1 protein-coding gene is annotated in these 204 nt (G+C 79.4%); it reads right to left on the bottom strand.

The genetic code is table 11. The features are described from left to right. On the bottom strand, positions 1–204 hold a 204-nt coding region (locus WA788_RS35975), incomplete at both ends, for a hypothetical protein (RefSeq protein WP_335984781.1).

The following is a 204-nucleotide window of genomic DNA, read 5'->3' as shown; positions in this document are numbered from 1 at the left end:
CCCCGGCCGCTCCGCCACCCACTCCCGCAACCGCCCCGCCTGCGCCGCAAGCCCCTCCTCCGACCGACCCGACACCACCCACGCCGTCACCCCACCCCCCGCGAGAACGGCCGGAGCAGCGACCTCCTCCGCCGCCTCCGGCACGTCCGCGGCGACCCCGTTGTCCCCGTCGTCTCCGTCGTCCCCGGGCTCGACCGCCCCCGC

This window comes from Streptomyces sp. CA2R106, from assembly GCF_037034245.1.
In the GTDB taxonomy this organism is placed as follows: Bacteria; Actinomycetota; Actinomycetes; order Streptomycetales; family Streptomycetaceae; genus Actinacidiphila.
This window is presented reverse-complemented; position numbering and strand designations above follow the sequence as displayed.